The organism is Nocardiopsis yanglingensis (assembly GCF_045809185.1).
Taxonomy (GTDB): Bacteria; Pseudomonadota; Gammaproteobacteria; order Xanthomonadales; family Xanthomonadaceae; genus Stenotrophomonas; species Stenotrophomonas yanglingensis.
Window position 1 is genome coordinate 528,486 of the sequence record NZ_JBJNRH010000002.1, and the last position, 21,253, is coordinate 549,738.

The following is a 21,253-nucleotide window of genomic DNA, read 5'->3' on the forward strand; positions in this document are numbered from 1 at the left end:
TGCCCAGTTACAAGGAAGGTGGCCGTACCTGGCCGCGGTGGTCGCCGCGCGCGCGGTCGACGTTGGCCGGATCGCCCGGCTCGATACTGTCCGGCAGTGCAGGAGCGTCCGGGCGCACTTCGGCCGGATCGTAGGAATCGCCCTGTTCCGCTTTCGCAGGCCGCAGCCATCCGCTGCCTGCCACTACCTGGTTGAGGATGCCATTATCGCCTGCCGCGCCCGGCTTTCCCAACCCGGCGCCAGCGTTCTTGCCCAACTCCATCAATGCAGATGGGGACAGGGCGTCGGTCGGCAAGCCCTTGGGCAGCAGATCGGCGCCAGGAACCTCCCAGTGCGGCAGCTTGCTGTTCATCCAGGCCACCGTGGGGTTCAGCAGCGGGCGCACCGCAGAGCGCTGCCAGGACGGCTCGGCAGTCAACGGGGTGAAGCTGCCCAGCAGCAGCAGGATCGCGGCGATCAGGCCGCCCCGCACGGCGCCCAGCACCCCGCCCAGCAGGCGGTCCAGGCTGGTCAGCATGCTGCGATGGACCAGGGCCTTGATGACCATGCCGATCACCGCGACCACGATCATCACGCCGATGCCGACCCCCAGGTAGCCACCGACGAAGTGTTCGCCACCAGGGGCCGCCGGGGCGGCCCACCAATGAGCGGCATCATTGCCGAAGGCGAAGGCCGCCCACGCGGCCAGCAGCCACGACAGGGTGCCGATGACGATTCCCACGAAGCCGCGCAGCATCCCCAGCAGGGTGGAGGCGGCGATCACGATCAGCAGCACCACGTCGATCATGGCGCCCCGCTCCTTCGGCGGCGCTGGCAACGGGGCTGCGCGTGGGTCATGGGTGCGGTCGCACCATGCCGGCCACGCCGACCTTGGCGGCGACCTGCGCCTTCAGCTGCTCGGCATCGGCGCGGTTGGCCACCGGCCCGACGCGGACGCGATGCAGGGTGCCCTTTTCGGTGCGGACCTGTTCGACGAAAGCGCTGAAGCCGGCGGCGCGGACCTTGTCGCGCAGGGCATTGGCATCGTTGGCCTGACCGAACGCGCCCAGCTGCACGGCAAAGCCGACGCCGCTGGCAGCCGGTGCCGCCGGTGTGGCTGGCGCCGTCGCCGGCTTGCTGGCGGTGGCCTCGGGCTTCGGCTCGGGCTTCGGCGCCGGCTTCGGCGGTTCCGGCTTGGCGGCCGGCGTACTCGGCGGCAGGCTTTCGCTGCGGACCGGATTGCTGCTGGCCGAGGGCGCAGTGGCTGCGGACGGGGTGCTGGCGCTCGGCGCAGCCGGTGCCGGGGTGGCCGCAACCGGGGCGCTGCTGCCGGCCGCCGCGTCCAGGGTGATCACTTCGGCCTTCACATCCGCACGGATCTTCACCGCCTGCAGGCGGGCCGCTTCGGCCTGGGCACGGTCGGCATACGGTCCGACCCGCACACGCCATGCCTGACGGCCACTGATGGTGGCGGTCTCAGTGAAGCCCGGCAGCTGCGAACGCTTCAGGTAGGCGATCACGGCATCGGCATCGGCCTTGCTGCCGTAGGCACCGAAGGTGACCGCATAGTTGCCGGCGGCGACCGCCGGCGACGTATCCACGGTCGGCGGCGTGGCCGGCGGGGCGGCGTCCTGCAGCGGCTTGGCCTGCCCGGTCTGCAGGCCGGTGGCACCACCGGCCGGGGCGACCAGCGGCAGCTCACGGGTTTCGAACTGGCCATCGGCCGGCGCATCCGGTGCGGCGATCGGCACATTGGCGACACCGCTGTCGGGTGCGGGTCCCTTGACCAGCATCGGCAGGAAAATCACGGCCAGTGCCACCAGCACGATGGCACCAATCAGACGCTGTTTCAGAGGCGTATCCACGTGAGGCAGGCAACTGTCCGGGGGTTGCGGTCGATTATACGGGTGCCGGACCGGACGGCGTCGGCGTTGGCTGAACGCGGATCAGGCATCGCCCTGCAGCATCTGCAGGGCCGCCGCGGCGGTATGGAAGGAGCCGAATACCAGCACACGGTCGCCGCGCCCGGCCTGGGCCAGCACCTGCGCCAGTGCCTGTTCGACGCTATCGGCCAGCGGCGCCTTGGCCGCCGCCGTGCCGGCCAGGCGCGACTGCAGTTGGGCGGCACTCTGCCCACGCAGGCCATCCAGCCCGGCCAGGGTCCACTCGCCCACCACATCCTGCAGCGCCTGCACCACGCCCACCGCATCCTTGTCCTGCAGCGCGGCGTACACTGCCAGGGTACGCCCGGCCGAGACCTCGGCCTTCAGCGCACGCGCCAGCTGGCCCGCCGCCTGCGGGTTGTGGCCCACGTCCACACGGATCTGCACGCCATCCCGCTCGAATGCCTGCATGCGCCCAGAAATGCGCGCTGCCGCGATCCCGGCGGCCCACGCCGCACGCGGCACCGGCTTGTCCAGCGCGCGCAGGGCGGCGATGGCGGCACCGGCATTGGCCAGCTGGATCGGGCCGGCCAGCGCCGGGGTCGGCAGCTCCATGCGCAGGCCGACGTCGCGCCAGCGCCAGCGCTGGGCGTCGATCGGCTCGTAGAAATAATCGCTGCCGCCGCGGATCGCGTTGGCACCCACCAGGTAGGCACGCGCCAGCACGCTGGACGGCGGATCGGTCTCGCCCAGGATCACCGGCTTCCAGCCGCGGATGATGCCGGCCTTCTCGGCGCCGATCGCTTCGCGGTCCTCGCCCAGCCACTCGGCGTGGTCGATGTCCACGGTGGTGATCACCGCCACGTCGGCGTCGACGATGTTGACCGCATCGAGACGCCCGCCCAGGCCCACTTCCAGTACCGCCAGGTCCAGACCGGCGTCGGCGAACAGCTGCAAAGCAGCGAGCGTGCCGTACTCGAAATAGGTCAGCGTGGTGTCGCCGCGTGCCGCTTCGACGGCATTGAACGCAGCAACCAGCGCCGCATCGTCGACATCCTGGCCATCGATGCGCACACGTTCGTTGTAGCGCAGCAGGTGCGGCGACGTATACGCGCCGACCTTCCAGCCGGCAGCACGGCCGATGGCCTCGATGAAGGCCACAGTGGAGCCCTTGCCGTTGGTGCCACCGACCACGATGGTGCGCCCAGCCGGCGCGCCAAGACCCATCGCCGTGGCCACGGTGCGCACGCGTTCCAGGCCCATGTCGATGGTCGCCGGGTGCTGGCGTTCAATGTAATCCAGCCAATCGGCCAGGGTGGTCGGGGTGTTCGTCACGGCAGTGCTTCCAACAGGTACAGGTGGTTCGGTGTGGCAGGTCAGAGTGCGCGGTGCTTGGCTTCGCCGAAGAACGGCGTGTGGTGGGCGCAGTCGTTCAGGCGCACCACTTCCAGGCTGTCCAGGTCGGCGCCTTCGAGCAGGTTGAGCGTGGTCGGCGCCTGGCGGAAGGTCCACAGGCGGGAAATCGGCAGGCCCAGCACCTTGCACAGGATCACGCGGTTGACCGCGTCATGGGCAACCACCAGCAGCGTGTCGTGCTCGCCGAGACCTTCGGTGGCACGGGCCAGGCCACGCCAGCTGCGCTCCAGCACCAGCCGCAGCGATTCGCCGCCGGGCATCAGCACGGTATCGGGTTCCTCGCGCCAGGCCTGCAGGCGCGACGGGTCCTTCTCGTTGATCTCGCTGGCGAGCAGGCCTTCCCACTCACCGTGGGCGATTTCCTGCAGCTCCGGCTCGGTCAGCAGCATGTCGGCACGCGCGGCGCCAAGCGCCAGCTGCGCGGTGCGCTGGGCGCGCGACAGCGGCGAGGCCACCGCACGGGTGATGTCGACCGAAGCCAGGCGGGCACCCAGTGCCTGGGCCTGGGCTTCACCGATCGGCGAAAGCGGAATATCGATCTGGCCCTGGTAGCGGCCTTCGGCGTTCCACGGCGTTTCGCCGTGGCGGGCAAGCAGGATGCGCATGCGTGCAAGGGGTCCTGGGGGGAGGAGGTTTCCGCGTTTCGTTCACATCCTGTGAAGTACGCGGAACAGGGATGATACCTGTTCGGCGCACCCGGCCGGGCCGGGCATGAAAAAACCCCGCGACATGGGTCGCGGGGTTTCGAAACTTCCGGCCATTGAGTCGAGGGTGCCGGCCAACGGCCGGCACTACCATCGGTACAGGCAGTAGATCCACGCCATGCGTGGATGGACCGCCCGGAACCGCGAACCTTATTTGACCAGGTTCAGTTCCTTCAGCAGCTGCGGCGCCGGCGCCACTTCCTGCATGATCCACTGCATGTAGCGGCTGTCGACGGCGATCATGCGGGTCATCACCGGGTCGAACACCCAGTTGGAGCTGACCGATTCCCAGTTGCCATCGAAGGCCAGGCCCACCAGCTTGCCGTTGGCATCCAGCACCGGCGAGCCGGAGTTGCCGCCGGTGATATCCAGGTTGGACAGGAAGTTCACCGGCACCGAACCAATGCGCTTGTCTTCCAGGCCGCCGTAACGCTTGGCCTTGACCGCATCGAGCAGCGCCTTCGGCGAATCGAACGGATCTTCACCGGTTTCCTTCGCTGCCACGCCTTCCAGGGTGGTGAACGGGGTGTACTTCACGCCGTCCTTGCCATAGCCCATGACGTTGCCGAAGGTGATGCGCAGCGACAGGTTTGCGTCCGGGTAGACGAACTCGCCCTGGCTCTTCTTGTAGTCAGCCACGGCCTGCAGGTACAGCGGACGTGCGGTCAGCGATTCGCCTTCGCGGATCTTCTTCTGCTCTTCCTGCTTCAGCAGCGCCGGCATGACGGCCACCGCGTACTGGATGGCCGGATCACTGCTGGCTTCGAACGCAGCACGGTCGGCCTTGAACCACTTCAGGCGGGTGTCCAGGCTGCCCAGCTCGGTGCCGCCCAGCTTGTTCACCAGCGACTTGACCGCAGCGGCATCGCTGCCGGCCAGCCACTTGTTCAGCACTTCGTTGTCGCGCTGCGCGGCCGGCAGGGCCACGTACTGGTCCAGCCAGTAGGTCTGCAGCTGCTGGTCCATCTTCGCCACGTAGCGGCGATCCATCTGCTTCAGGCCGCCTTCGATGGTGGTCAGGTCGCGTTCCTGGTAACCGGCTTCGCGCTCGGCATCCGGCTTGCTGCGCTCGATCGACAGGCGGTACAGGGTGATCGCTGCGCCAACGGCCGAGGTGTTGTTGAACTGGCCGACGAACAGGTCACGTTCGCGCGTGGACTTGCTGGTATCCAGATGCTTGAGCAGCTGCGCGTGTGCAGCCAGGGCCGGCTTGCCGGCAGCGCCCTGCTTCTTCAGCCAGGCCAGCACGGCGGCTTCTTCAGCCTGCTTCTGGCCGGCGGCGTCGATACGCTTGAAGCCTTCCAGCTGGCCCAGGTAGTTCTTGGCCACGTTGTTCATGCTGGCGGCGGTGGCGGCGTACTTCACCTTGACGTCGGCGTCGGCCTTGCCGGCGTCGGCGATCATCTTCAGCACCGCGTTGTAGTGCTTGGCGATGGTCGGGTAGGTGAAGCTGGCGGTTTCGTTGAACTCACCGGCCAGTGCATAGCGGTTGGTGCGGCCCGGGTAGCCGGCCACCATCACGAAGTCGTCGGCGCCCAGCGGCTGGTCGGCGAACTTCAGGAAGTGCTTGGGCTGGTACGGCACGTTGTCAGCGGCGAAGGCGGCCGGCTTGCCGTCCTTGCCCACATAGGCGCGGTAGAACGAGAAATCGCCGGTGTGGCGCGGCCACATCCAGTTGTCGACGTCACCGCCGAACTTGCCGACGCTGCCCGGGGGCGCGTAGACCAGGCGCACGTCCTTGATTTCCATGTTGCGGAACAGGCGGTAGGTGTTGCCGCCGGAGAAGCTGTACAGGCGGCAGCGGAAGCCGGCGTCGGCTTCACAGGCGGCCACCTGGGCCTTGTCGAAGGCGTCCAGCGCGCGGCTGCGGGCCAGCGGGTCGTTGCCGGCGGCAGCGATGGCAGCCTTGGCCTGGGTGGTGACGTCGGTGATCTGGTCGAGCACGAACACGCGGGCGTTGGGGCCCGCGCTCAGTTCGTCCTTCAGGGTCGGCGCGTTGAAGCCGTCCTTGATCAGGTTCTTCTGCGCGGTCGAATTCAGCTGGATGGCGCCATACGCGCAGTGGTGGTTGGTGACCACCAGGCCCTGCGGCGAGACGAAGCTGGCGGTGCAGCCGCCGAGGGCGACGACCGCGCCCATCGGGTCGCCGGTCAGGTTGGACAGCTGTTCCGGGGACAGCTTCAGGCCGGCCTTCTGCAGCGGACCGGCGATTTCCGGCAGCTGCTGCGGCACCCACATGCCTTCAGCGGCATGGGCGACCTGGGCCAGCCCGAGGCTGGCGACGATGGAGAATGCAAGCAGGTTCGAGCGCATGGAGCGGCCCCTGGTAGTGGAACCTTCGATTGTAGCCCGCCGCCCTGCCCCGCCCCGAACCCCGGAAGTCATGCAATCAGGTGCTTCCACCGTTCAGCGTCTCCATTGCGATCGGTCAGAGACGAGAGGCCAGGCCGATGCAGGACACGCCGTAAACCCATCCATGGGGGCTCGGTCGCGCCATCCATGGCACTCACGGTCCTGCATCGGCCTGGCCTCTCGCCTCCCCACAGTCCCCTGGCCCCGGACGGTAGCGCCGAGCCATGCCCGGCGAGCGAAGCGACGCCGCTGTTCGCAGTACGTTCGAAACGCCCGCCGGCGCACGCCTTTCGTTCCGCCACTGCACCCGCAGCGCAACATGGGAAATCGCCGGGGAGGCCTATAATCCGCGTTTTCCCCCTGATGAGTTCCACCCCGATGGCGCAGCAAACGATGAAGGCCCTGGTCAAGCGCGAAGCGGCCAAGGGCATCTGGCTGGAAGAAGTTCCGGTGCCGACCCCGGGCCCGAACGAGGTCCTGATCAAGCTCGAGAAGACCGCGATCTGCGGTACCGACCTGCACATCTACCTGTGGGACGAGTGGAGCCAGCGCACGATCAAGCCGGGTCTGACCATCGGCCACGAATTCGTCGGTCGCGTCGCCGCACTCGGCTCGGCCGTGACCGGCTATGAGATCGGCCAGCGCGTCTCTGCCGAAGGCCACATCGTCTGCGGCCACTGCCGCAACTGCCGTGGCGGCCGTCCGCACCTGTGCCCGAACACCGTCGGCATCGGCGTCAACGTCAACGGCGCGTTCGCCGAATACATGGTGATGCCGGCCAGCAACCTGTGGCCGATCCCGGACCAGATTCCGTCCGAGCTGGCCGCGTTCTTCGATCCCTACGGCAACGCCGCGCACTGCGCGCTGGAGTTCAACGTGATCGGCGAGGACGTGCTGATCACCGGCGCCGGCCCGATCGGCATCATCGCCGCCGGCATCTGCAAGCACATCGGTGCGCGCAACGTGGTGGTGACCGACGTCAATGATTTCCGCCTGAAGCTGGCCGCCGACATGGGCGCCACGCGCGTGGTCAACGTGGCCAACCAGTCGCTGAAGGACGTGATGAAGGAACTGCACATGGAGGGCTTCGACGTGGGCCTGGAAATGAGCGGCAACCCGCGTGCGTTCAACGACATGCTCGACTGCATGTACCACGGCGGCAAGATCGCCATGCTCGGCATCATGCCCAAGGGCGCCGGCTGCGACTGGGACAAGATCATCTTCAAGGGCCTGACCGTGCAGGGCATCTACGGCCGCAAGATGTACGAGACCTGGTACAAGATGACCCAGCTGGTGCTGTCCGGCTTCCCGCTCGGCAAGGTGATGACCCACCAGCTGCCGATCGACGACTTCCAGAAGGGCTTCGACCTGATGGAAGAAGGCAAGGCCGGCAAGGTGGTATTGAGCTGGAATTGACCCTTCGCCGCGCGCGATGGGTGGGTGCCGAGCTTGCTCGGCACACCTTGAAGCTGAAAAAGGCACCGATGGGCGCCTTTTTCGTAAAGCGTGCCAGGCAAGCCTGGCACCTACCGACGCAAGGGTTATTTGCCGATGGCCACGCTCAGCATCACGCGGCTGTGGGCCAGCTTGCCGGAGTTGTCGCGGCCGTTGCCGTCGGTGCCGTAGTAGCCCAGGCCGACCTTGGCCATCCCGAACTGGCGCTCAACGCCGACATTCCAGTCGGTGTAATCCTTGGCGATGCCGTCTTCAAACGTGCTGCGACCGACATTGGCATTCAGGGTGAAGTCCTTCGGCAGGCCCCAGCTGCCGCCCAGGCCGAAGTACCAGCCATCGGTGCTGCTGTTCCATACATCGTTGGTGTAGGCCACCGTCAGCTTGTAGGTGTCATCCAGCGTGGTGGTGGTGATCAGCTCGTTGTAGTTCTGGTGGCTGGACTTCAGGTAGGTGTAGCGGTTCAGCAGCACGTCGAAGTTGACGCGCTCGGTGACGTCCACGCCGTAGCCGATCAGGTAGTCGACCTCGGTCTTCGGATCACCTGCACCGAAGTCCACGCCCGAGCCCCAGACGCCGGCATACAGGCCGACCGGGCTGGTGTAGGTGAAGCCAGCCTGCAGGGTCGGATCCTCATCGGTCTGCGACACACCACGGAACAGGTAATCGGAAACAGCGGTGACGTTCCAGCTGTACGGCGATTCGCTTTCCTGGGCGCTGGCGGCGAACGGGGCGGCCAGGGTCAGGGCAGCGGCAATGGCGAGGCAGGCACGGGCGTGCTTCATGAGCGTCTCCGGTGGGGGCGGTGGCGTGGCGTGGAAGGCGGGAGCAGCCGGAGCTGCGACAGCTCCGGTTCACGAATTCTTAACCAGTTTGCTATTGCGATGCAACATGTGCCGGCCGTGGCGATGCCCCGGCCAGGCCGGCCGGCAAGCGGCGATGCCCGGTAGAATCAGCGGTTTCCCCGTTCAGAGCCGTGCCCACGCCATGACCGACGCCTCCTCCGCCCTGACCCGCCACTACGCCGAGGAACTGGACGCCATCCGCGCCCAGGGCCTGTTCAAGTCCGAGCGGATCATCACCAGCCCGCAGTCGGCCGAGATCACCCTCGAGGACGGCCGCAAGGTGCTGAACTTCTGTGCCAACAACTACCTGGGCCTGGCCGACCATCCAGACCTGATCCAGGCCGCCAAGGATGCGCTGGATACCCACGGCTTCGGCATGGCCTCGGTGCGCTTCATCTGCGGTACCCAGGACCTGCACAAGCAGCTGGAGAAGCAGATCGCCGACTTCTTCGGCAAGCAGGACACCATCCTGTACGCGGCCTGCTTCGACGCCAACGGCGGCCTGTTCGAACCGCTGCTCGGCGAGAACGACGCGATCATTTCCGATGCACTGAACCATGCTTCGATCATCGACGGCGTGCGCCTGTGCAAGGCCAAGCGCTTCCGCTACGCCAACTGCGACATGGCCGACCTGGAAGCCCAGCTGCAGGCCGCCGATGCCGCCGGTTGCAAGACCAAGCTGATCACCACCGACGGCGTGTTCTCGATGGACGGCTTCATCGCCCCGCTGGACGAAATCACCGCGCTGGCAAAGAAGTACAACGCGCTGGTGCACATCGACGAATGCCATGCCACCGGCTTCCTGGGTGCCACCGGCCGCGGCTCGGCCGAAGTGAAAGGTGTGCTGGAGAAGATCGACATCATCACCGGCACCCTGGGCAAAGCCATGGGCGGCGCACTGGGCGGCTTCACCTGCGCCAGCGCCGAGGTGATCGAGTTGCTGCGCCAGCGTTCGCGGCCGTACCTGTTCTCCAACTCGCTGCCGCCGCATGTGGTTGCCGCCGGCATCAAAGCGTTCGAGATGCTGGCCGCCGCTGACGATCTGCGCGGCACCCTGGTGGAGAACACCCGCTATTTCCGCGAAAAGATGGTCGCAGCCGGTTTCGACGTGAAGCCGGGCGTGCACCCGATCAGCCCGGTGATGCTGTACGACGCACCGCTGGCGCAGAAGTTCGCCGAGCGCCTGCTCGAAGAAGGCATCTACGCGATCGGCTTCTTCTTCCCGGTGGTACCCAAGGGCCAGGCCCGCATCCGCACCCAGATCAGCGCCGCGCACAGCCGCGAGCATCTCGACCGCGCGATCGATGCGTTCACCCGCATCGGCGTCGAGCTGGGCGTGATCAAGGGCTGATCATGGCCGGGGCCGGATCCCTTTCCTGCGGAAAGGGTTCTGACCCCACCAGGCAAGGCGTGCCGGCCAAGGTCGGCACCTACCGGAGCTTGATGGTGTGCCGACCCGGGCCGACACCCACAGGCGTCATTTCTTTTTCTTCTTGCCCTTCGGTTCGTCCTTGCTGGCCACCACCACCGGCTTGGCGGCAGCGTCCTGGCCGTTGCCCTTGGCAACGCGGATGCCATTGGCCTTCATCCAGGCATCGAACTCGTCGGCGGTCATCTTCTTGTCGCCGTTGCTCATCAGGAAGCGGTAGCTGCCGCGACCATCCAGCTCCGGGGTCTTCACTTCCACCACCGGGGTTTCGGCCGGCGTTTCCGCCTTGGCCACCTTTTTGTGGCCACCACAGGCGGTCAGCAGCATCATCGGCAGCAGCAGGCCTGCGCAGCGCAGGGTTTGGTTGAGGGTCGGGTGGTACATGGCAGGCTCCGTTCGGGAAATTCAACAACCAGGCGCCCCCTACGCCTGGAACGGTGGCCGGCAACTGCCGGCCGCGGGCGATGATCAGCCCGGTGCAGCGGCCCCCAGCCGCTGCTGGTCACTGACCTCCAGCATCCGCCACTGGCCCTTGCCGAGATCGCCGAGCACCAGCCCACCAATCGCGACCCGGACCAGGCGCAGCACCTGCAGGTCGAAGGCCGCCAACAGGCGGCGGATATGACGGTTGCGGCCCTCGTCGAGGACCACCTCCAGCCATGCGGTCTTGTCGCCACTGCGCAGCACGCGCACGGCCTGGGCAACGAGGAACTCGCCCTCGTCCTCCACGCCGGCCTGCAGTGCCGCCAGGGTGGCGTCATCGGGCAGGCCATCAACCTGCACGTGGTAGGTCTTGTCCGGCCCGGTCTGCGGGTCGGTCAGGCGCGCCGCCCATTGCGGATCGTTGCTGAACAGCAACAGCCCTTCGCTGGCCTTGTCCAGGCGCCCGACCGGCGCGATCCACGGCAGGCCAGCACCATCAAAGCAACGGTACACGGTGTCGCGACCACGCTCGTCCTGCGCGGTGGTCACCACCCCGCGCGGCTTGTTGAGCATCAGGTACAGGCGCTGCGGCGCGCCCATCGGCTGGCCATCGACCTCGATGGGTGGCGCCGGCTGGCCAATCGGGAACTCGGGATCACGCACGATGCGGCCGGAGACACGTACGCGCCCTTCGGCGATCCAGCGCGCGGCCTCGCTGCGCGAGCACACGCCGGCCTTGGACAGCACGCGCGCCAGGCCATGGCGCACGCCACTGGAGACATTCGGAGTCGCACGCCCACGCAATGCGTGGGAGCGGGCGGCGGGGGCGGCAGGTGGGCGGCGCGTGCGCAAGCCTCTGCTCCCCGCGGCGCTTACTTCTTGTCGACCGGCTTGGTCTCAGCCGGTGCTTCGGCCGGGGCCGGAGTGGCGGCCGGAGCAGGACGCGCCTTGACCACACGCACGCCACGCGCCTTCATCCAGGCGTCGAATTCTTCGGCGGTCATGCGCTTGCCGTTCTGGCTCATGTCGAAGCGCCACGGCGTATTGTCGAACTCGGTCTGCGGCTTGTAGGCCGCCGGATCGTTCGGCTTCACTGCCGGCGCGCTCGGGATGGCCTTGGCGATGTTCTGGCAGCCATCGATGCGCAGGCGCTGCAGCACCTGGTCCAGCGACTGCGACGGATCGTAATTGCCGCTCAGCACGCCGGCCGGCATGCCCAGCTGATTGCCACGGATGTACAGCTCGTCGGCCACCGGCGCGATGGTCGTGGCCGGCAACGGCAGCGGCGATGCGCTGGTGTTGACCGAGCAATCGACCGCGGCGTGGGCGGCGGGAACCAGGGCCAGCGCCAGAACGGCGGCCGATGCAGAGCGCAGCATGAGGGACATCCACGGAAGGAAGTGACGCGGCGAGTTTAGCAATGCCGCGCCAGCTTTCAAGCGCCACTTTCAATGAATACGGCAACTCATTGGTTTTGTGGAAAAAATCCCGACGAACGGTTGCCCTGACGCATGAAATTCCAGATTCCCGGCCGCAGAAACAACAAGACCCGGCCGAAGCCGGGTCCTGCTGTGTCTTACTGGCAGAGCGTCAGAACTTAGTTCTGGACGTTCAGCTCGGTACGACGGTTCTTGGCGCGACCTTCCGGGTTGTCCGAACCATCCGGGTTGGTGTTCGGAGCAATCGGACGGCTCTCGCCGTAGCCGATCGGGCCGACCAGGCGACCGGCGTCAACGCCGTTCTTGGTCAGGTAGTTGTACACGGCGGTAGCACGACGCTCCGACAGCTTCTGGTTGTAAGCGTCGGTACCCTTCGAGTCGGTGTGACCGGCAACTTCAACGCGCAGATCCGGGTAACGCTTCAGGATCTCGGTGGCTTCGCTCAGGATCGCCACGGCGTCCGGACGCAGGTTCGACTTGTCGAAGTCGAAGTTGACGCCCTTCAGGTCGATGGAGACCGGCACCGGGCAACCGTCCGGACCGATGGTCTGACCCGGCTGCGAGTTCGGGCACTTGTCGTCGCAGTTGTTGACGCCGTCACCGTCGTCATCCAGGTCGGCGCAGCTCGGGGCAACCGGAGCCGGAGCCGGAGCAGCCGCGACCGGAGCCGGGCCCAGCGGGATCACGACACCGACCGAAGCCAGCACGTCACCGAACCAGTCTTCCTTCTTGGCGGCAACGCTCTGGTCGTCGAAGTCAGCGCGGTAGGCAACTTCGGCGCGGACAGCAACGCGCTTCTCGAAGGTGGTCTGCAGGCCGACGCCGAGCTTGGCGGCAACGTTGCCGTCCTTACGCTTGCGCGGACCGGTGGCATCGAACGGGTAGGACTCTTCCGACTTCTGGTAGCCCAGGCCACCCAGGATGTACGGGTTCCAGCCGCGGCCTTCCTTGATGAAGTGGCGACGCAGGTCCAGCGAGACGCCGTACTGCGACCAGTTCAGGTCCTTGTTCGAATCGAAGTTCGGGTTCTGATAGTTCAGCTCACCGTCCAGCGACCAGTTCGGGCTGATGAACTTGCCCAGGCCCAGGGTCACGAACGGAGCGTCATTGGTCAGACGGTCGCTGTCCTGGAAGTTGAAGCCGGCCGAACCGGTCAGGTACCAGCGGTCATCGAACTCCTGCGCGGAGGCAGCCTGGGCGAAAGCCAGACCACCCAGCAGCGCGGCAGTAAGGATCTTCTTGTTCATTGAGTACAGCTCCTATTTCGGGGGTATGAAACCGGTAGAGGCATGGGCCAGCACTACTGCGTCGATGTTCGACAGCCGATTCAGCACGCCACCGCCGCGAACATTATGCTCAGGCGGGTGAAGGTCATGTTAACAGTCCCGTAACATGTGAAGTGTTGTGCCCGACCCTCCACCGGTCCGACGTTGAAACCCTATACAGGATGATGAAAATCCGCAAGACCTTCGCGCTGCAAGGGTTTGACGGTGTTTAGGCGGCGGAAGCGACATATTCCGCAACGGATTGCTTCACACGGTTCAGCGCGCTTGCGGAAACGTGAGGAACCTTATGATGGGGCCACGAACCCAGCCGGAGCCGAGATGAAAGCCGTCGCCCTGAGTCGTGAATCCGCCCCCGCGCTGGGCGATGTCCAGCTGCCCCCACCCCTGCCTCCGCGCGGTCGTGATCTGCTGATCCGGGTCGAAGCAGTCTCGGTCAATCCCGTCGATGGCAAGCAGCGCGCGGCCACTGATCCGGCCACGCTCGAGGCGCCCCGCGTGCTCGGCTGGGACGCGTCCGGCGTGGTCGAGGCCATCGGCGAAGAGGCCAGCCTGTTCGCCTCCGGCGACGAGGTCTATTACGCCGGCGATGTCACCCGCCCGGGCTGCAATGCGCAGTACCAATGGGTGGATGAACGCCTGGTCGCACGCAAGCCGACCACGCTGGATTTCGCTGAAGCGGCCGCCCTGCCGCTGACCACGCTCACCGCATGGGAACTGCTGTTCCAGCGCATGCCGTTGCAGCTGGATGACTGCCGTCATGCCGGCCAGTACCTGCTGGTGATCGGCGGTGCGGGCGGCGTCGGATCGATGGCGATCCAGCTGGCCCGCCATGCCGGCTTCGAGGTGATCGCCACCGCCTCCCGCGCGTCCTCGGCCGACTGGTGCCGGCAGATGGGTGCGCAGCATGTGATCGACCACAGCCGACCGCTGCTGGCGCAGTTGCAGGCGCTGGGCATCGATGCGGTACATGTCGCACTCAATCTGGCCGACACCGACCACTACTGGGATGAACTGGGCCAGCTGCTGGCGCCGCAGGGCCATGTCGGCCTGATCGTCGAACCGCGCGGCGCGCTGCGCATCGGAGATCCGTACAAGGCCAAGTGCATCGGTATCCACTGGGAATTCATGTTCGCGCGCGCGCGCTTCGCCACCGCCGACCGCATCGAACAGCACCGCATCCTCAGCCGCGCGGCCAGCATGATCGACGCCGGCCAGCTGCGCGGCACCCTCAGCGAGACACTGGGCACGATCAATGCGGCCAACCTGGACATCGCGCATCAGCGCCTGGCCAGCGGGCGCACGCTTGGCAAGCTGGCACTGGCGGGCTGGGACGATTAGCCAGGCTGGAACGCCGATGCAGAGCCGAGCCCATGCTCGGCTCCGCAGAACAGCCCCACATGCAGGATCAAGGCTGCCTGTAACAGCGGATTGGCCGGCATCTGTATCTATGGAAGCGACTGAATCGGATTTACGGTGGGAACAGATCCTCCTCCCCCCGAGTGCCCCATGCCCACTGCCCTTCCGCTGCGCCTGCTGCAACTGACCGTCGGCCTGTTCCTGTACGGCTTCGGTGCCTCGCTGATGATCCGTGCCGCGATCGGCGTTGCTCCCTGGGACGTGCTGTCGCAGGGCATCGCCGCGCAGACGCCGCTGTCGTTCGGCCTGGCCACCAATGTGATCGGCGCGCTGGTGCTGCTGCTTTGGTGGCCGTTGCGACAGAAACCTGGTGTCGGCACCGTTCTCAACGTGATGCTGATCGGCCCGTCCGCACAATTTGGCCTGTGGTTGCTGCCGCCGGCGGTCGGCCTGGGCTGGCAGCTGGCGATGTTCTGTGCCGGCATGCTGCTGGTTGCGCTGGCCACCGGCCTGTACATCGGCGCCAAGCTGGGCCCCGGCCCGCGCGATGGCCTGATGACCGGCCTGCACGCCCGCACCGGCTGGCCGATCTGGAAGGTGCGCAGCCTGATCGAGGGCAGCGTATTGCTGCTGGGCTGGTGGCTGGGCGGCAATGTCGGCCTCGGCACCCTCGCCTTCGCCCTGCTGATCGGCCCGCTGTGCGGGGTGACGCTGGGCTGGTTCGGGATTGGTCGTCCCCCGGTAGTGCCTGCCGCTGGCCGGCAACCGCAGTCCCCCCTGAGCTGAACGGGATGCCGGCCAGCGGCCGGCACTACCCCCGGAGTTCGGGGGCAGCGCCGCAGGCGCGGGGGTTGGAGGCCGGTAAGTGGGGCCCGCGGTTCGCGCAGCGAATTGCGGGAGCGACAGCACGCATGTGCCGAGCGTACCCGGCCAGCGGCCGGCACTACCCCCGGAGTTCGGGGGCAGCGCCGCAGGCGCGGGGGTTGGAGGTCGGTAAGTGGGGCCCGCGGTTCGCGCAGCGAATTGCGGGAGCGACAGCACGCATGTGCCGAGCGTACCCGGCCAGCGGCCGGCACTACCCCCCGGAGTTCGGGGGCAGCGCCGCAGGCGCGGGGGTTGGAGGCCGGTAAGTGGGGCCCGCGGTTCGCGCAGCGAATTGCGGGAGCGACAGCACGCATGTGCCGAGCGTACCCGGCCAGCGGCCGGCACTACCCCAAGAGCGGCCCTTGCCCCGGCCGCCGTTTCGCGGCACGCTTCGCGCTTCCGTACGCAAGCGTATCGACCATGTCGCCAGCCAACGAAAGCGCCTATCCCCACCTGTTCGCCCCGCTGGACCTGGGCTTCACCCAGCTGCGCAACCGCGTATTGATGGGCTCGATGCACACCGGCCTGGAAGATCGCGCCCGCGACTTCCCGCGGCTGGCCGCCTACTTCGCCGAGCGCGCCGAGGGCGGTGTCGGCCTGATCGTGACCGGTGGCTTCGCCCCGAACGTGGTCGGCTGGCTGAAGCCATTCGGCGGCAAGCTGTCCTGGCCCTGGGAAGTGCGGCCGCACCGCCAGCTGACCGCCGCCGCGCACCAGCACGGCGCGAAGATCTGCCTGCAGCTGCTGCACGCTGGCCGTTACGCCTACCACCCGCTGTCGGTGGCGCCGTCGAAGCTGAAGGCACCGATCAACCCGTTCACCCCGCGTGCGTTGTCGGCCAGCGGCGTCGAGCGGCATATCGCCGACTACGCACGCAGCGCGAAGCTGGCCCGCGAGGCCGGCTACGACGGCGTCGAAGTGATGGGTTCGGAGGGCTACCTCATCAACGAATTCATCGCCCCGCGCACCAACAAGCGCACCGACCGTTGGGGCGGTGACGCCAGCCAGCGCATGCGCTTCGCGGTCGAGATCGTGCGCCGCATCCGCGAGGCCTGCGGCCCGGACTTCATCATCATCTACCGCCTGTCGCTGGTGGATCTGGTCGATGACGGCAGCAACTGGGAAGAGATCGTGCAGCAGGCGCAGGCGATCGAGGCGGCCGGCGCGACGATCATCAATTCCGGCATCGGCTGGCACGAAGCGCGCATTCCGACCATCGCCACCTCGGTGCCGCGGGCTGCCTTCGCCGGGGTCACCGCCAAGCTCAAGCCGCATGTGAAGGTGCCGCTGGTGGCGACCAACCGCATCAACATGCCCGACGTCGCCGAGCGCATCCTCGCCGATGGCGGCGCCGACATGGTGTCGCTGGCACGCCCGCTGCTGGCCGACCCGCAGTGGCCGAACAAGGCCCGCGCCGGCCGTGCCGAGGCGATCAACACCTGCATCGCCTGCAACCAGGCCTGCCTGGACCATGTGTTCGAGAACAAGCTGGCCAGCTGCCTGGTCAACCCGCGCGCCGCGCACGAGACCGAGCTGGTCTACCACCCCACTGCCGCGCCGAAGAAGATCGCCGTGGTCGGCGCAGGCCCCGCCGGCCTGGCCTGTGCCACGGTCGCTGCCCAGCGCGGCCACCAGGTCACCCTGTTCGATGCCAACGAGGAGATCGGCGGCCAGTTCAACGTGGCCAAGCGCATCCCCGGCAAGGAAGAGTTCTACGAGACCCTGCGCTACTTCCGCCACACGCTGGCCGAAACCGGCGTGCAGCTGCGCCTCGGCACCCGCGCCGATGCCGCCACCCTGGCCGGCTTCGACGAGGTGGTGCTGGCCACCGGCATCACCCCGCGCAAGGTCGACTTCCCCGGCGCTGACCACGCCAAGGTGGTCAGCTACCTGGACGTGCTGCTGGGCCGGGTTGAAGTGGGCACCAATGCGGCGATCATCGGCGCCGGCGGCATCGGCTTCGATGTCGGCGAGTTCCTCAGCCATGCCGGTGAGTCACCCTCGCTGGACCCGCAGCGCTGGATGGCCGAATGGGGCGTGGATGCCAGCTTCGAGGCCCGCGGCTCACTGGGCCGGCCCGAGGTCGAGGCGTCACCGCGTCGGCTGTGGCTGCTGCAGCGCAGCCCGGGCAAGCCCGGCGCGCGACTGGGCAAGACCACCGGCTGGATCCACCGCGCCACGCTGAAGGCCAAGGGCGTGCGCATGCTCGGTGGCGTCGAGTACCTGGGCGTGGACGACGAAGGCCTGCGCATCCGCGTGGAAGGCAGCGAACAGCTGCTGCCGGTCGACCATGTGGTGATCTGCGCCGGGCAGGAACCAAACCGTGCATTGCAGGCCGAACTGCAGGCCGCCGGCATCAACGCGCAGCTGATCGGCGGTGCCGATGTAGCGGCCGAACTGGACGCCAAGCGGGCCATCGACCAGGGCAGCCGGGTCGCCGCCGCGCTCTGATGAGCGCCTGAATGGGGGGCGGAATGTGATTTCCGTCAGCCCTGCCGAACCTGAATGTCAAGCCGGACGGTTCACGATGCGTTCGGCTATGCCCCCCTACCTTGCGCCATCTTTCCGCTCACCAGCCAGTTTCCGGTGAGCCGGCGCAGCCCCTCGATCGGTACTGATCGTTTCTTTTGGGGCTGCCCACGGGGCGGCCCCGATGGCCGCCTCCCCATGACGCCAAGTCGTACCCCGCCTCCTGTCGCCCCCGCGGCCGGAACCCGAGGGTGCGGCCCACACGGAGCAAGGAGTTATATGAAACTGGCCTGGATTCTCTGGCTGTCGCAGTTGTTGCCGCAGCCGGCCGCTGATTCATTGTGTTTGAGCACCACCGTTTACCTGGAAGCCCGCGACCAGACCCTGCGTGGCCAGCAGGCCGTCGCCGAGGTCGCCCTGCGCCGCCTCGACAGTGGCCTGTGGGGCGACTCGATGTGCCAGGTGGTCACCGCACGCAAGCAGTTCGCGCCGACCATCGTCTCCCCCGGCACCCAGCTGGGCAATGACGCGGCCTGGAGCGAGGCGATGAACGTGGCCTTCGACGCCGAGCGCAACTGGGCGCTGCCGGCCGGCGAACGCCGCGAGATCGTGCCCGGTGCCAGCCACTTCGCCGCGCTGTCCATCGCCAGCCCGAACTGGCGCAACGCGTACCAGGTGGCCACCATCGGCGATCACACCTTCTATAAGGTGCAGAACCTCAAGCCACGGCAGTCGTAACGATCCGTGCTGGCGGCAGCGTTGCCGCCCGCCGCCAGGCTCTGGGATAGTGGGCGCTTCCCGCCCGCATCACCTGGAGTTCCCATGAAGCTGTACAGCAAGCCCGGTGCCTGTTCCACCGCCGACCACATCGCCCTGCAGTGGACCGGCCAGCCGTTCGAGGTTGAACTGCTGAACAAGGACACCCTGAAGGGTCCGGAATTCCTCAAGATCAATCCGGCCGGCGCCGTCCCCGCACTGGTCGACGGCGACTTCGTGCTGCTGCAGAACGCCGCGATCATGGGCTACATCGCCGACAGCTTCCCGCAGGCCGGCCTCGGCGGCGACGGTAGCCCGCGCCAGCGCGCCGAAGCCACCCGCTGGCTGGCCTTCGTCAATTCGGACGTGCATCCGGCCTTCTCGCCGCTGTTCGCGCCGGGCAAGTTCATCGCCGACGAGAGCCAGTTCGATGCGATCCGCGCCGCCGCGCACAAGCGCCTGCGTGGCCTGTTCGAAACCGCTGACAAGCAGCTGGCTGACAAGCCCTGGCTGGCCGGTTTCCGCAGCTTCGCCGACCCGTACTTCTACATCACCCTGCGCTGGGCCGCCGGCACCAAGGTCGACCTGTCCGGCCTGGACAACCTGGCCGCCTACAAGGCGCGCATGGATGCCGACGCCGGCGTGCAGGCCGCGCTGAAGGCGGAAGGCCTGGCCTGAGCGTGACCCGGGGTCGGATCCGTCTGCGCAGCAGGCGGCTCTGACCCCCTCGGTTCCAACAGCGTGATCAGCCGATCTGGCGGATCACTTCGCCCTTGGCATCGCGCAGGTAGGTCGGCACCACTTCGATGCGCAGCGCCGCCGCCACCGGGTAGATACCGCGCTCGGCACGCACGCCCGCCAGGGCCTGCAGTCCCGCCTCATCCAGTGCCCAGCGCGCGTTGTCGGCGGAGACGTCGCCCACTTCACCGTGCCCGGCCGGGATGAACTCCCACTGCCGCTCGCGGCTGACCAGTTCCAGCGATTTGCCATGGCGCAGGCGCAGCGGCAGCAGCTCGCACACGCTGGCGACCTGGCCGCCCCCCAGCACCAGGGTGGTGACGCCCGCCTCCTGCCGCCAATCCAGTGTCTCGATGAACAACATGCCGGTACTGGAGCCCTCGCGCTCGCTGCCGGCCTGCACCTGTGCGGCCAGTACCGGATCCTCCAGCAGGTTGCCGCGATGCAGGTCGCTGATCCACAGCGGCATCGCCGGCTGCAGCGCCTGCAGCACGCCGCGCGTCGACCAGCGTTTGACCGCCTCCATTTCTTCATCAGTCAACCCGACCAGCTGCAGGAACTGCAGATGACCGTTGGCGGTATCACGCGCGGGAAGCTGCGGGTCGGCGATGAAGGCGAGGTGGCACAACCGCGTGTCGGTCTCCAGCGCGATCGGGCCATTGGCATTGAGGTGGTGACCATCCTCGAACACGTTGCCACTGCCGAACACATAGCGCGCCAGGTTCTGCAGCAGGTTCATCGGCCACACCGGCGGTGCGCTGCCAGCGTTCTCACCGGCGTCGGCAGCGAGGCGGAAGGTCAGCTCGAAACCATAGCCACTGGCGGTGGCATCACTGCTCTCCTTGGCATACAGCTCGGAGAAGCCATAGGTGATGTAGTGCCAATGCGGCAGCGGCGCCTCCGCCCAGTAGACACTGATGCCATCGAGCGGATCCTGCCCACCGAGCGTATACGGCAGCGCGGTGCCGTAGTGGCGCGGCTCCTGCCCGGCATACAGCGGCGCCAGCGCCGCATTGATCGCGTCCCAGCCGGGGGTATCGGTGACGTCGTGGTCGTCCTGCACACGGGACTCCTTGTGGGGAAGTGAACCGATCACTTTACGCGGTGGCTCAGGCCTGCACGACCTCATCGCCACCATTCACCACGGCCGCCTGGGTTTCCTGCCACCAGCGCTGCGCCAGCGCCGGACTGCGCGCCTTGCCCACCGCCGCCAGCAGTTCCGGGCACAGGCGTTCCAGCGCCAGCGCATCGGTGCAGCGTTCGATCTTCAACTGAATGAAGTAGCCCTTCAGGCCCAGATGCCGACGCACGGCCTCACTCATCGCGTCGTACAGCTGCTGGTACAGCGCCGGGTCCTGTTCGCGGCCGGCGCTGATGCTGCGCGTCGGTGCGGCTTCGGCACTTCCGCCGACCACTTCAATCAGGCCCTGTGCTGACAACTGCTCCAGTGCGTCCGGTGGTGCGCGCAGGCCTTCGAACAGGCCGCGCAGTTCAGTGTCATCGCGATGGCCGTCGACCATCAGCAGGATCGAACGCAGTGCCGCCGGCAGGCGCCGGCCACGGTCTTCGATTTCCTGACGGCCAGCAGCCGTCTTGGCGTGCAGCAATGCCATTGCCTCCCCCTCCCTCGATGCGCAATGCCGGCGCGCCCTGACGGGCACGCTCCCCTGTGTGCCATCCCCGGACGGCACGCGCCTTCCCCGGCGCGCGCCGCGTATTGCAGGTCGATGACAGGCCGAGCTTAGCGCAAGTGCTGCGGGTAGTGCCGGCCGCTGGCCGGCAACCTCAGGATTGAGGGGGGGTGCCGGCCAGCGGCCGGCACTACCAACTCAACCCACCAGCCCGCCGGCGGACGACAACAC

General features: G+C 67.3%; 19 protein-coding genes. 7 read left to right on the forward strand and 12 right to left on the reverse strand.

Annotation, left to right across the window (positions count from 1 at the left end; all coding sequences use genetic code 11):
• Positions 1-7 precede the first annotated feature (7 nt).
• The 5 genes from ACJ7C5_RS05750 to ACJ7C5_RS05770 all read right to left on the reverse strand — a co-directional run bounded on the left by ACJ7C5_RS05750 (position 8) and on the right by ACJ7C5_RS05770 (position 6,295).
• Positions 8-787 (reverse strand): CvpA family protein, encoded by a 780-nt coding sequence (locus ACJ7C5_RS05750; protein WP_019336370.1) that lies wholly within the window; start codon positions 785-787, stop codon positions 8-10.
• Positions 788-833: 46 nt separating this feature from the next.
• Positions 834-1,844, reverse strand: coding sequence for an SPOR domain-containing protein (locus ACJ7C5_RS05755; protein ID WP_412703301.1), 1,011 nt, complete (start codon positions 1,842-1,844; stop codon positions 834-836).
• Positions 1,845-1,925: 81 nt separating this feature from the next.
• The gene (folC, locus tag ACJ7C5_RS05760) at positions 1,926-3,197 is read right to left on the reverse strand and encodes a bifunctional tetrahydrofolate synthase/dihydrofolate synthase (RefSeq protein WP_412703302.1); all 1,272 of its coding nucleotides are present in this window, start codon (positions 3,195-3,197) and stop codon (positions 1,926-1,928) included.
• Positions 3,198-3,238: 41 nt separating this feature from the next.
• The gene (locus ACJ7C5_RS05765; RefSeq protein ID WP_010483945.1) at positions 3,239-3,883 is read right to left on the reverse strand and encodes a histidine phosphatase family protein; all 645 of its coding nucleotides are present in this window, start codon (positions 3,881-3,883) and stop codon (positions 3,239-3,241) included.
• Between the two features lie 249 nt (positions 3,884-4,132).
• Positions 4,133-6,295: a S46 family peptidase gene (locus tag ACJ7C5_RS05770; RefSeq protein WP_412703303.1), complete on the reverse strand. Its 2,163-nt coding sequence runs from the start codon at positions 6,293-6,295 to the stop codon at positions 4,133-4,135.
• A gap of 432 nt (positions 6,296-6,727) precedes the next feature.
• Here ACJ7C5_RS05770 and tdh point away from each other — a divergent pair, with 432 nt between their 5' ends.
• On the forward strand, positions 6,728-7,750 hold the full coding sequence (gene tdh, locus ACJ7C5_RS05775; protein WP_010483949.1) for an L-threonine 3-dehydrogenase: 1,023 nt from the start codon (positions 6,728-6,730) through the stop codon (positions 7,748-7,750).
• 125 nt (positions 7,751-7,875) lie between these two features.
• Here tdh and ACJ7C5_RS05780 read toward each other — a convergent pair whose 3' ends face one another.
• On the reverse strand, positions 7,876-8,571 hold the full coding sequence (locus tag ACJ7C5_RS05780) for a TorF family putative porin (protein ID WP_412703304.1): 696 nt from the start codon (positions 8,569-8,571) through the stop codon (positions 7,876-7,878).
• A gap of 202 nt (positions 8,572-8,773) precedes the next feature.
• Between ACJ7C5_RS05780 and kbl the strand changes: the two genes are divergently transcribed.
• Positions 8,774-9,982: a glycine C-acetyltransferase gene (kbl, locus tag ACJ7C5_RS05785; protein WP_088024602.1), complete on the forward strand. Its 1,209-nt coding sequence runs from the start codon at positions 8,774-8,776 to the stop codon at positions 9,980-9,982.
• A 126-nt stretch (positions 9,983-10,108) separates the two neighbouring features.
• Here kbl and ACJ7C5_RS05790 read toward each other — a convergent pair whose 3' ends face one another.
• The 4 genes from ACJ7C5_RS05790 to ACJ7C5_RS05805 form a co-directional block, all read right to left on the reverse strand.
• On the reverse strand, positions 10,109-10,444 hold the full coding sequence (locus ACJ7C5_RS05790) for a hypothetical protein (protein WP_088024599.1): 336 nt from the start codon (positions 10,442-10,444) through the stop codon (positions 10,109-10,111).
• Positions 10,445-10,528: 84 nt separating this feature from the next.
• A complete protein-coding gene (locus tag ACJ7C5_RS05795) occupies positions 10,529-11,335 on the reverse strand; it encodes a pseudouridine synthase (RefSeq protein WP_412703305.1) in 807 nt (268 codons plus the stop codon).
• A gap of 20 nt (positions 11,336-11,355) precedes the next feature.
• On the reverse strand, positions 11,356-11,862 hold the full coding sequence (locus ACJ7C5_RS05800; protein WP_012510168.1) for a hypothetical protein: 507 nt from the start codon (positions 11,860-11,862) through the stop codon (positions 11,356-11,358).
• A 218-nt stretch (positions 11,863-12,080) separates the two neighbouring features.
• Positions 12,081-13,169 (reverse strand): OmpA family protein, encoded by a 1,089-nt coding sequence (locus ACJ7C5_RS05805; RefSeq protein ID WP_088024590.1) that lies wholly within the window; start codon positions 13,167-13,169, stop codon positions 12,081-12,083.
• Between the two features lie 357 nt (positions 13,170-13,526).
• Here ACJ7C5_RS05805 and ACJ7C5_RS05810 point away from each other — a divergent pair, with 357 nt between their 5' ends.
• From ACJ7C5_RS05810 to ACJ7C5_RS05830, 5 genes are all read left to right on the forward strand, one after another.
• Positions 13,527-14,546: a zinc-binding alcohol dehydrogenase family protein gene (locus tag ACJ7C5_RS05810; RefSeq protein WP_088024587.1), complete on the forward strand. Its 1,020-nt coding sequence runs from the start codon at positions 13,527-13,529 to the stop codon at positions 14,544-14,546.
• Positions 14,547-14,714: 168 nt separating this feature from the next.
• Entirely contained in the window at positions 14,715-15,350 is a 636-nt protein-coding gene (yczE, locus tag ACJ7C5_RS05815) for a membrane protein YczE (RefSeq protein ID WP_094000341.1), read from the forward strand.
• A gap of 498 nt (positions 15,351-15,848) precedes the next feature.
• On the forward strand, positions 15,849-17,879 hold the full coding sequence (locus ACJ7C5_RS05820; RefSeq protein ID WP_094000342.1) for an NADPH-dependent 2,4-dienoyl-CoA reductase: 2,031 nt from the start codon (positions 15,849-15,851) through the stop codon (positions 17,877-17,879).
• Positions 17,880-18,176: 297 nt separating this feature from the next.
• Positions 18,177-18,635, forward strand: coding sequence for a cell wall hydrolase (locus ACJ7C5_RS05825; RefSeq protein ID WP_004154513.1), 459 nt, complete (start codon positions 18,177-18,179; stop codon positions 18,633-18,635).
• 84 nt (positions 18,636-18,719) lie between these two features.
• Positions 18,720-19,331, forward strand: a complete 612-nt coding sequence (locus ACJ7C5_RS05830; protein ID WP_049434020.1) for a glutathione S-transferase N-terminal domain-containing protein — start codon at positions 18,720-18,722, stop codon at positions 19,329-19,331.
• Positions 19,332-19,398: 67 nt separating this feature from the next.
• Here the strand turns inward: ACJ7C5_RS05830 and ACJ7C5_RS05835 are convergent, their stop codons facing one another.
• Together ACJ7C5_RS05835 and ACJ7C5_RS05840 are read right to left on the reverse strand one after the other, a co-directional pair.
• Positions 19,399-20,454: a suppressor of fused domain protein gene (locus tag ACJ7C5_RS05835; protein WP_412703306.1), complete on the reverse strand. Its 1,056-nt coding sequence runs from the start codon at positions 20,452-20,454 to the stop codon at positions 19,399-19,401.
• 46 nt (positions 20,455-20,500) lie between these two features.
• Positions 20,501-21,004, reverse strand: a complete 504-nt coding sequence (locus ACJ7C5_RS05840) for a hypothetical protein (protein ID WP_088024570.1) — start codon at positions 21,002-21,004, stop codon at positions 20,501-20,503.
• Positions 21,005-21,253 lie beyond the last annotated feature (249 nt).

Coding starts and splice junctions, on each gene's coding strand:
- ACJ7C5_RS05750 (WP_019336370.1), bottom strand. CDS start 787: ATGATCGACGTGGTGCTGCTGATCGTGATCGCCGCCTCCACCCTGCTG.
- ACJ7C5_RS05765 (WP_010483945.1), bottom strand. CDS start 3,883: ATGCGCATCCTGCTTGCCCGCCACGGCGAAACGCCGTGGAACGCCGAA.
- ACJ7C5_RS05770 (WP_412703303.1), bottom strand. CDS start 6,295: ATGCGCTCGAACCTGCTTGCATTCTCCATCGTCGCCAGCCTCGGGCTG.
- tdh (WP_010483949.1), top strand. CDS start 6,728: ATGAAGGCCCTGGTCAAGCGCGAAGCGGCCAAGGGCATCTGGCTGGAA.
- ACJ7C5_RS05780 (WP_412703304.1), bottom strand. CDS start 8,571: ATGAAGCACGCCCGTGCCTGCCTCGCCATTGCCGCTGCCCTGACCCTG.
- kbl (WP_088024602.1), top strand. CDS start 8,774: ATGACCGACGCCTCCTCCGCCCTGACCCGCCACTACGCCGAGGAACTG.
- ACJ7C5_RS05790 (WP_088024599.1), bottom strand. CDS start 10,444: ATGTACCACCCGACCCTCAACCAAACCCTGCGCTGCGCAGGCCTGCTG.
- ACJ7C5_RS05800 (WP_012510168.1), bottom strand. CDS start 11,862: ATGCTGCGCTCTGCATCGGCCGCCGTTCTGGCGCTGGCCCTGGTTCCC.
- ACJ7C5_RS05805 (WP_088024590.1), bottom strand. CDS start 13,169: ATGAACAAGAAGATCCTTACTGCCGCGCTGCTGGGTGGTCTGGCTTTC.
- ACJ7C5_RS05810 (WP_088024587.1), top strand. CDS start 13,527: ATGAAAGCCGTCGCCCTGAGTCGTGAATCCGCCCCCGCGCTGGGCGAT.
- yczE (WP_094000341.1), top strand. CDS start 14,715: ATGCCCACTGCCCTTCCGCTGCGCCTGCTGCAACTGACCGTCGGCCTG.
- ACJ7C5_RS05820 (WP_094000342.1), top strand. CDS start 15,849: ATGTCGCCAGCCAACGAAAGCGCCTATCCCCACCTGTTCGCCCCGCTG.
- ACJ7C5_RS05825 (WP_004154513.1), top strand. CDS start 18,177: ATGAAACTGGCCTGGATTCTCTGGCTGTCGCAGTTGTTGCCGCAGCCG.
- ACJ7C5_RS05830 (WP_049434020.1), top strand. CDS start 18,720: ATGAAGCTGTACAGCAAGCCCGGTGCCTGTTCCACCGCCGACCACATC.
- ACJ7C5_RS05840 (WP_088024570.1), bottom strand. CDS start 21,004: ATGGCATTGCTGCACGCCAAGACGGCTGCTGGCCGTCAGGAAATCGAA.